General features: G+C 60.4%; 7 protein-coding genes. 1 reads left to right on the forward strand and 6 read right to left on the reverse strand.

Annotated elements, in window-relative coordinates; genetic code table 11:
* From JO015_20770 to puuE, 5 genes are all read right to left on the reverse strand, one after another.
* Positions 1-441: NTP transferase domain-containing protein (locus JO015_20770; GenBank protein ID MBW0001535.1), on the reverse strand; the 441-nt coding region annotated here is incomplete at its 3' end.
* 213 nt (positions 442-654) lie between these two features.
* Positions 655-1,242 (reverse strand): dTDP-4-dehydrorhamnose 3,5-epimerase, encoded by a 588-nt coding sequence (rfbC, locus tag JO015_20775; GenBank protein ID MBW0001536.1) that lies wholly within the window; start codon positions 1,240-1,242, stop codon positions 655-657.
* 248 nt (positions 1,243-1,490) lie between these two features.
* The gene (locus tag JO015_20780; GenBank protein ID MBW0001537.1) at positions 1,491-2,000 is read right to left on the reverse strand and encodes an ureidoglycolate lyase; all 510 of its coding nucleotides are present in this window, start codon (positions 1,998-2,000) and stop codon (positions 1,491-1,493) included.
* Positions 2,001-2,024: 24 nt separating this feature from the next.
* Positions 2,025-3,041: an allantoicase gene (gene alc, locus JO015_20785; protein ID MBW0001538.1), complete on the reverse strand. Its 1,017-nt coding sequence runs from the start codon at positions 3,039-3,041 to the stop codon at positions 2,025-2,027.
* Positions 3,042-3,102: 61 nt separating this feature from the next.
* The gene (puuE, locus tag JO015_20790) at positions 3,103-4,041 is read right to left on the reverse strand and encodes an allantoinase PuuE (protein MBW0001539.1); all 939 of its coding nucleotides are present in this window, start codon (positions 4,039-4,041) and stop codon (positions 3,103-3,105) included.
* A 327-nt stretch (positions 4,042-4,368) separates the two neighbouring features.
* On the opposite strand from puuE, the gene JO015_20795 reads away from it, so the two are divergent.
* The gene (locus tag JO015_20795; protein MBW0001540.1) at positions 4,369-5,208 is read left to right on the forward strand and encodes an SDR family NAD(P)-dependent oxidoreductase; all 840 of its coding nucleotides are present in this window, start codon (positions 4,369-4,371) and stop codon (positions 5,206-5,208) included.
* 1,571 nt (positions 5,209-6,779) lie between these two features.
* Here JO015_20795 and JO015_20800 read toward each other — a convergent pair.
* Positions 6,780-8,429 carry a fatty acid--CoA ligase gene (locus JO015_20800; GenBank protein MBW0001541.1) on the reverse strand — a complete coding sequence of 550 codons (1,650 nt, stop codon included), beginning with the start codon at positions 8,427-8,429 and terminating at the stop codon, positions 6,780-6,782.
* Positions 8,430-9,548: the final 1,119 nt, after the last annotated feature.

A 9,548-nucleotide genomic window follows, 5' to 3' on the forward strand; every position in this document is an offset into this window, starting at 1 on the left:
CTCGATGATCCCGTAGCGCTGCGGGTCATTGACGTGGTATGCAAACACCGTGGCACCCGTTGTGCTGAGTCGGTTCGGTGAGACTAGTTCTTCCATCCCATGGCCGTAGAATATATTATCGCCGAGGATGAGTGCGGAACAACCCCCAGTGACAAAGTCGGCTCCAATGAGGTATGCTTGCGCCAGACCGCCGGGGTTCGGCTGAATTGCGTAACGGAACTGCATCCCCCATTGAGAACCATCATTGAGCAAGCGCTGAAATTGCGGCAGATCGCGTGGGGTCGAGATAACTAGCACCTCCCGGATACCGGCGAGCATGAGTATGCTCAACGGATAGTAGATCATCGGTTTATCATAAACGGGCACAAGCTGCTTTGATGTAGCCAGCGTGAGCGGATGCAACCGCGTGCCACTGCCACCGGCAAGGATGATGCCTTTCATCGAAAAGGGTATTGTTAGGTTTCGGAGTTCCTGACAGCCATTCCACTCATCACTTCCCCTGAGGATACGCAAACTCACGGAAGTCGAGTTAACCGCCCGCGGGAGCCGCGTCTCCATGGAGTGAGCGGAGGAGGGGGTCTGGCATTGATAATATCGGACGTCCAGCCTGCCTTGACGATACTGGTGGTCCGCATAAAACCATCCACAATTGCCTCATGAACTCCCGGGCTGCTCCGCACATTCATCACCGCTAAAGAGGTCTGGCAAATCGCGCAAGCGCGGAAGCTGCTGATCTTTAGCGGACAAGATGACTGAATGGGCTTCAAAGGGCCAGGGTATCTTAAGGTCAGGATCGTTCCAGAGAACACCTGCTTCATGGCTCGGGTTATAATAGTCGGTAACTTTATAAAGAACCTCGGTTTGGTCTTCGAGCGTGCAAAAGCCGTGAAGAAAACCTGGCGGAATCCAAAGCTGCGCTCCTGACTCAGCATCGAGCGTGAGGGCAACATGCCGCGCATAAGTCGCAGAAGGTTTTCGGACGTCAACCACCACGTCGAAAATTGAACCCCGTACGACGCGGACCAACTTGCCTTGCGTGCGAGGCGGCCTCTGGAGGTGCAGACCATGCAGCGTGCCTGTTCTCATCGACACAGAACGGTTATCCTGAACGAATGCGACGTCCCGGATCTTTTCGCGAAACAGCCGATCATTCCAGGTTTCCTGGAAGAATCCTCGGGCATCGCTGAATCGCGTTGGCACGATGAGCCTCACACCCGGGATACCAAGGTCAGAGATATTCATCCGATCGTTTTCCGCGTTCCCGTGTGCCGCCCTCGGCCGTCATCCGGACGAAGGCGCGGGAGCCCCACGCAGACGTCAGGTGGCGCCGGATGCGCAGGATGCTGGCGTCCCGGTCGAAGAAACGCCCCTTGCAAGGACCTTGTGCTGAAGGGAGCTCCGCCATCGGTAGCCTTACTGCGGCTAGCCCGAGCGCTTCAAGATTTTGCATCGGAACCGTCCTGCAGGGGGTGGGCTGGCCCGGCTACGCCTCATTCAGCGGCAGCGAGCGCTTCCCGAGTCAGCCACACCGGCTCGCGCAGAGTCTGCTCTTGTAAATTCCGCCCTTCCCCACCCCGATCCACCACCACGAAATCGCTTACCATCTCCAGCGCGATGAGCGGGTGATGCCAGACGCCCTTCGCGTAGTTGACGCCCTGCCACCCCTGCGTGATGAACGCCCTTAACCCCTCCGGGTCAAGCCTGCCCTCCGGTGCAACGATCACGGCATACGGCCGTTTGCCTAAGGGAATAAAGGCCTGGCTGCCGAGCGGGTGCCGCTCCAGCATTTTCACCTCAAAGGGCAACGCGCGCGGCTGGCCACGAAAAACGCTGATCAACGGGCGGCCCCCCTGGTCGTACAGGTCGACGTTGGCAAGGTCATGGTAGCGTTCCGTGTTTCCTCCGTTAATGGGGAAATGCTGCGCCTCACTCAACTCGATCACATCGCCGAATGGGGCAAAGGCTGCACGCGTCAGCACCTGTACCGTCAGCACCTGCATCTGAGAATTGCCTTTCATTCACGTTTAAGCAGACTCGACCAAGCCCCAGAGCCTCAGCCGTGACACGCCTCCGTCCGGAAAGATATTGAAACGCACGTGCGTCACCACGCCAAGGGATATAAGCTCGGCTTTGAAATGGTGTTGCCGATCCATCTGCAACTTCTGCTCGGGCAGTAAGGCGGGCCAAAACATCGCTTGCGTGACGATCGAACGGTCAGTCCCTGCCGTCACGGCAGCCGCCTGCAGCGAGCAACGGTCAGGGTAGTTACCTTTAAAATGCGCGGTGTCGACCTCGACCTCCTGAATCATTCCCGGATGGGCCAAGGCAATGATGCACCAGTCGTTACCCGGTTCGCGACGGCGCCGGGTCTCCCAACCGTCGCCCATATTCACCCCGCGGCCGGGCAGCAACAGAGACGATGCGAGCCCGAAATGCTGGTCATTAGCGGCGACGATGTAAGCGCCATTGACCATGGCGGCCAGATCGGCCACCGCATTTTCCTTCACCCCATGCCAACTGGCCCGCGGCCGGCCGTACACGCGTAACCGGGCGAGGCCGCCGTCGGGGTAAAGGTTGATGCGAACGTGTGAGAACGCACGGGTGGAGTCGACGCGCAAATAGTGGTGGCTATTACCTTGTAAGGTGGTCGGGGGCACCACTTCCACCCACTCCGTCGTTGGTTCGGAATTGCCGTCGTCCAGGCGGCACGCGTCGATGGAGGCGGCGGGTGGGTAGTTGCCGGTAAAATGGGTGGTGTCGAGGTCAATACCCTGGATTGCCCCCGGCCTCGCGAGTTTGACAATGCACCAGTCATGCCCCGGTTCCCGCCGGCGCCGGGTTTCCCAACCATCCATCCACTTCCCGTGATCATCGTACTTGCCCGGAATAAAGATGGGCGGATCGGGATTCAGCATCCGGTCCTTGGGAGCAAAGAACTCGTCGCTGGCCGCGACCGCGCAGGCTCCTAATCGCGGGTCGGCAAGGTTAACGCAATGGCGTGTAAACTCTGGAGCATCCGGGTCAAGCGCTGGAATCGACATCAGAACGGGAAACTCTTTAACCTTTCACCTTTTGGTTCACTCGGCGCGCGCGCAAGCCCTCTTATACATTGCCCACCTTATACGGGTGCCGTTTCTGCCAGTGCCGAGCGATATCAACGCGGCGCGGCACCCATACGCGGTCATGTTTCTCGATGTGATCCAGGAAACGCTGGATCGCGCGAAATCGCCCCGGGCGGCCGAGCAACCGGCAATGCATGCCGATCGACATCATTTTGGGCATTTCCGAACCTTCATCATACAAGACGTCAAAGGCATCTCGCAAATAGGCGAAGAAATGGTCTCCCGTGTTGAAACCTTGCGGGGTGGCAAACCGCATGTCGTTGGTGTCAAGCGTATAAGGCACGACCAGGTGCGGCCTGATATCGCCATTACTGACTGCAACCTGCATCCAGAAGGGGAGGTCATCGCCGTAGTAATCCGAGTCGTACAAGAAGCCGCCCCGTTCGACAAGGAGGCGGCGCGTGTTAGGACTATCCCTCCCGGTGTACCAGCCGAGGGGATAAACGCCCGTCAGACGCTCGATGATCTCGATGCCGATACGCATGTGGTCGCGTTCGGTGTCTTCATCGACGTTCTGGTAATGGATCCAACGCCAGCCGTGACACGCGATTTCATGACCCAGTTCGACGAATGCATTGGTGACCTCGGGATTACGCTCGAGCGCCATGGACACGCCAAAGATGGTCAAAGGCAACCGGCGCGTCTCAAATTCGCGGAGAATTCGCCAGACTCCCGCGCGCGATCCGTATTCGTAGATGGATTCCATGCTCAGGTGGCGAGCCGGATAGGCTTCAGCGCCGACAATCTCCGAAAGAAATCGCTCCGATACCGAATCGCCATGCAGCACGCAGTTTTCACCGCCCTCCTCGTAGTTCAGGACAAACTGCACAGCCACGCGCGCCTGTCCCGGCCAGTCGGCAAACACCGGCTTCCGGCCGTACCCGATCAAATCGCGTGGATACCCATTTTGAGGAGGCATGTGCTTACACCGAGGGGCAGGGCACTCGCTGCCCGCTCGAAAGACGCCATCCTATACCGGGCTGAAGCCCGATAGCAATCCGCCGTTTCTTGATCTCTTTCGACGTAGGTTCTCTCGGTCCCGCGGTTCAAGAGATGCATGGAAAAGCGTCACGAACTTGTGCTGGCCAGCAAGGGAAGGAGGCACCGGTCAGGGGCTAAGCGGCGCTCTGCATTCTACGTTGCCGAAACTTCGCACTTCGCTAGCTTAAGGTTATATGCCGGGCTGCTTCATGGATGGTAGTGGGGGCGATCGCGCCGCACCGCCGCAAATCAGGAGGAAATTTTTATGGCTGAGCTGAATGGTACCGTCGCCGTGGTCACCGGCGCAGGACGGGGGATCGGGCGTGAGATCGCGCTGCATCAGGCGCAGGGCGGCGCCAAGGTCGCCGTCCTGGCGCGAACGGCACGCGAGATCGAGGAAACGGCGTCGCTCATCAACGGGGAAGGCGGAAGAGCGATCGCCGTCCCGGTCGATTTGGTCGATCGCCTCGGGGTTGAGGATGCGCTTGGCCGGGTTGCGGCCGAGCTCGGCGCGATCGACTTGCTCGTCAACAATCATGGCTCCTTCCGGGCCTTCGGTCCCATCTGGGAATGCGATCCGGAGGACTGGTGGCGGGACGTCGAGATCAATCTGCGTGGCACCTTCCACACCTGTCGCGTGGCCGCACCGGCCATGCTTGCCCGCGGCAAGGGCCGCATCGTCAACCTGGTCGGCGGCGGAACGGGCAACAGCTTCCCGCACGGGTCGGGCTATGCGTCCAGCAAGGCGGCGATCATGCGTTTCACCGAATGCCTCAACGACACGACCAAAGACCGCGGCGTGCTGGCTTTCGCCGTCGATCCGGGACTGGTGCGGACGTCGATGACTGAGATGCAACTCTTCTCCGAAGCCGGTAAGACCTATCTGCCTGACATTCAGGGCCTCTTTGACAACGGAGTGAACATTCCGCCCTCGCGGGCCGCCGCGCTGATTGCCGATATTGCCGCCGGCCGCTTCGACCGGCTTGCCGGGCGGATGCTGCGCGGCGTCGATGACCGCGAACTTCTTGAGCGGGAGATGGACGCGATCGTTGCCCGAGACGCGCGCGCCCTGCGTTTCAGCGGCGTCGAGCAGGCAAAGCTGTAAGTATCGAACAACTCAGCCTGCGAGAGGCATAAAAAGCCGGGTGCAACGCTGCTGGATACGGTGGCCGGCTTGAGCGGGAAGCGCGGGAGCGTCTTGCCCTCAACGCCGCCACCGAGGGGTCACCCGCCGGCGTGGGTTTCCCCAACTGCATTAGATTCCAGCAAAGGTACGAAAAGCGACGTGGGGCTTACTCGCCAGAAGGCCGGCTTCGGCGCTATACCGGTTTTGACGTTTGTTGAGCTGTCGTTGCCCCGGAGGGGCGACCGGAAAGCAGCCAGGGACATTAACGCGTGCTGCGGGTGACCTTTTACTCGATCGAGGCGGGCAAGCCGATGCGCCCGCGGGCCGCCTTGAGCCCCGAGGGGTGGTAGAACTTATACACATGGCTCAGTTAATTGGATATAATTCCGGCGGATAGGCGCGCTGCCGGATGCTCCGAGCGGCGCTGAAGTGGCCTTAGCCTCGACCGGCCAGCCGGGAGACCTTATACCAGTTCGATGACCATCGAGGTAACATGTTGTCTTAGGCCCAACGGGCCAGTAGAACATAGCCCAGGGCTTTACCCCCTGGGTAACCGTCAAATCACGATCCAGCCCTGAAGGGGCGGCAGAAACGTGCACCCGTGGCGCTATTGAAAAATACGCAGATAAATCATGTTGTATCCTGCTGCCCCAATCCCTTGCCCACCTGCTGGTTCACCTGATCTTTTCAACCAACGCTCGTGCCCCCGCCCTGGCCGATGAGACCCTGCCACCAGGACCTTCACCACCGGCGTCTATGGTTCCAAGAGGAGTAGCGAACCTTTTTGCGCCGGCATGGGGTTGAGTTTGATGAGCGCTACGGTTGGGATTGAGGGGGGGGAAAGCTCTTCGGCAGAGGTCACCCATTAATGGCCGCTGGTTCTGCCGCCCCTTCAGCAAATCCAGCCCGGCGGGGCGGGCGTTTGTTAGGATGGGTGTACAGGCGTGACGCCTTAGGAGGGCTGGATCGTGATTTGACGGTTACCCAGGGGGGTAAAGCCCTGGGCTAGGTTCCAGCGCCCCTTCGGCGCTGAAACCCGGTCGAAGCGCCACCAAGGTAACTATCTAAATTGGTGTAAGACCCGTTCAACACGGTGCGCAGCATCCTCCGGCGCCCCCCTGAGCCGATCTTCTGCCGGAATAACTGTGAAGGGTTCCGACTCCCAAGAGGCCGGCCAAACCCGGCGCGACCCTCAACGCCAAAAACCCGAGTATCCGCCCACCGTTGACGCCCGCCTGTGGCCCGGCGCGCCGCTTCAGGCGTCCCGTCGGCACGCCTCAAAATTCTACCTCCATGGCCGTCGGAATGATATAAGTTCCCCTGGGCCGTAAGACAGTCCCAGACCATCCGCGCCGGAAAGGCCAATTCGCATCAAGCGTTTCAGTCGCCGGCTAACCTGAATCGCCCCCCGGGGTATAGACCGGCTCAACCAACTTGAAAGCCGGTCTAACCTAACCTGACCTAACCTGCGGCCCGAACGCTACGGGCGATTCAGATCTGTTCGCACCGGCCGGACGCTTCAGCTACCGGTCCTGCCTTCATGCCTTACCTCATAGCGCGTACCGGCCGCGTAAAATCTTCTTATCGAGCTTGCCAACGCTGGTCTTGGGCAGCGCCTCCACGAAGACGATCCGGTCGGGCACGCCGTAGCGGGGGATGATGCCGTCGGCGGCAAACCCCTGGAGGTGCTTCCGCAGTTGCGCCTCGCTGACTCCCTGCCCCGGCTTTGCCACCACCAGCCCCAGCGGTCGCTCACCCCACTTCGGATCGGCCACGCCGATCACCGCCGCTTCCGCCACGGCTGGGTGTCTCAAGATTAAGTCCTCCAATTGCAGCGAGGAAATCCACTCGCCGCCGCTCTTGATGCCGTCCTTTAATCGATCGGTGATCTTGACGTAGCCGTCAGCATCGATCGTCGCCAGATCGCCCGTGTGCAACCAGCCGCCGGCCCAAAGCTTTTCTGACCCTTCCGGATCCTTCAAATAGCCCTGGGTTAACCAAGGCGCACGGGCGACGAGCTCCCCGACGGCCTGCCCATCCTGCGGCAGGTCATTCATCTCGCCATCGATAAGGCGGAGCTGCACCAGGGGCAGGGCCCGGCCGGCCTTGCACCGCATTTCGACCTGGCGCTCGAATTCCCAACCGGCCATCTTTGGCATGAGGCCGGCCAGCGTCAGGACGGGACAGCTTTCCGACATGCCGTAGCCGGCGTAGACGTCGAGCCCGAGCGCCAGGGCCTCTCGCGCGAGCGCCTGCGGCAGGCTCGCGCCGCCAATGAGCATCTTCCAGCCTGAGAGACGGATGCCCTTTGCCTTGGCGCCGTCCAGCACCATGCGCAGCTGCGTCGGCACGCAGTGCGACAGGGTTACGTTTTCGCGCCGGTAGAGCGTAATGGCCGAATCCGCCACAAACCGCCCACCATAGACCTGCTTTAAACCCACCAGGGTAGCCACGTAAGGAATGCCCCAGGCGTGAACGTGGAACATCGGCGTGAAGGGCATGTATACATCCCCTTCCTTTAGAAGGCCGCACCCAGTCTCAGCCAGGCTGGTGCGCGCTGCCAGCGTGTGCAGTACCAGCTGCCGGTGGCTGAAGTAGACGCCCTTTGGCCGCCCGGTGGTTCCGGTCGTGTAGAACGTCGTGGCCCGGGTGTTCTCATCGAGGGTCGGGAAATCGCGCCAGGGCTCGCCGCTGGCCAGCAGCGCCTCGTATTCGGCCTCGAAAACCAGCCGGGTCTGAACGGGCTGAGACGGCGTTCCCTCGTCATGCAAGAGGACGAGCTTTTTCCCAGCGTCAACGCGATCCCAGATTTGCTGCAGCAGCGGGAGAAATTCACGGTTGACCAGGATAACGTCATCCTCTGCGTGATTGATGGTGTAAAGGATTTGCTCAGCTGAGAGGCGGATGTTGACCATGTGCAGCACCGCGCCCATCATGGGCACCGCGAAGAAGCACTCCAGATACCGGCAACTATCCCAATCCATGACGGCCACCGTATCGCCGGGCGCTACCCCCAAGCGGGCTAGACCTGACGCAAGGCGTCCGACCCGTTCGGCAAACGCCCGATAGCTGAGCCGGGTCCCGTCGCCAGAGACGATCTCCTGCTTCGGGGCGCGCGTGACCCCGGCTTCCAGCAAGTCCTTGATTAATAAAGGAAAGCCGTACGCCGAGGGCGTCTGAGCGATGCATTGGTTTGCCATGCGGGACTCCTTCTTGACGCGTGTCGGCTCGACCGCTTGTCGCCGGCTCCGGGCGTCAGTCAATCCGATCCACCGCAGTGCGATGGCGTCCCGAGTCGCCACAGCGCCAGCCGAATTTTATTGCTTGGGCGATCGGGACGTCAAACCGAAAGCCGGGTGTTTTGCAAAGCGCTCGAAGCGCATTGGAGCCGCCCGGATTACGTGCCGTTCTGACCTCCAGGGCTGCTAACCCTTTCGGGTAATCGAACTGGCGACCAACCCGCAGTATAAAGCCCACCCATAATGCCCCCGAAGCCGCCGACGACTCGTCCCCGGATGGACGCTGAGCAGTTGCAAGCTGCAGCCGACCACATTCGGATGGGCGGCCTTGATTACAATCCCGGCACCGGCAAGGGCCGTGATGGCGACTGGGAGTCGATCACAGTCACCCAGGGGATGGACAAGAACGGCCAATGGGTGTGGACTGTAACCTCTAGTGCAGCGTCGAGAAACCCTGAAAGGCTGACCCTGCCTCAGGGGGCACGGGCCGCAGCAATCTTTGGAACGGGTGGGTTTGTTAATCCGCCGGATGATTGCCAGAAACTGAAGCCACGCACACATAATGATTGGCATTCCGAGCAACGCGGGATTCGGGCAACGCAAGGTCAGGTCGATCGCTGCCAAGCCACCTCAAACATCACGCCTGACACGAAGGCTCACCGCGGTAAACTCCATGTAGGTGCCGCGTGCCCGTCCTGTGCGGCCGCGCAGATCGCTGCCGGTGTTACCAACGTTACGGGTACAGTTTACACGGGCCGGACCAATAAGCCGAAGACAGGAGCGTGGACGAGTTGGAGAGCTCAATGGGCGTGACCAACACTTTAAGGCAGCGAACTCAATTCTGCCGGTACGCCGAATTCATCAAAGGGGGAAGAAACCTCGCCCTTTAGGGCTGAGCTTTACCCACATTGTTTGAGGGCAGCGCGGGGACAGCCGTGACCGTCTTTCGGCCCGAAGGGCCAAGAGAACTTAGCCCAGGGCTTTACCCCCTGGGTAACCGTCAAATCACGATCGAGCCCTGAAGGGGCGGCAGAACCCGACGGCAACGCTTTCTACCGCCCCTTCAGGGCTCGATCGGGG

Source organism: Verrucomicrobiota bacterium (genome assembly GCA_019247695.1).
In the GTDB taxonomy this organism is placed as follows: Bacteria; Verrucomicrobiota; Verrucomicrobiia; order Chthoniobacterales; family JAFAMB01; genus JAFBAP01.

Coding starts and splice junctions, on each gene's coding strand:
- JO015_20800 (MBW0001541.1), bottom strand. CDS start 8,429: ATGGCAAACCAATGCATCGCTCAGACGCCCTCGGCGTACGGCTTTCCT.
- JO015_20780 (MBW0001537.1), bottom strand. CDS start 2,000: ATGCAGGTGCTGACGGTACAGGTGCTGACGCGTGCAGCCTTTGCCCCA.
- JO015_20795 (MBW0001540.1), top strand. CDS start 4,369: ATGGCTGAGCTGAATGGTACCGTCGCCGTGGTCACCGGCGCAGGACGG.
- rfbC (MBW0001536.1), bottom strand. CDS start 1,242: ATGAATATCTCTGACCTTGGTATCCCGGGTGTGAGGCTCATCGTGCCA.
- alc (MBW0001538.1), bottom strand. CDS start 3,041: ATGTCGATTCCAGCGCTTGACCCGGATGCTCCAGAGTTTACACGCCAT.
- puuE (MBW0001539.1), bottom strand. CDS start 4,041: ATGCCTCCTCAAAATGGGTATCCACGCGATTTGATCGGGTACGGCCGG.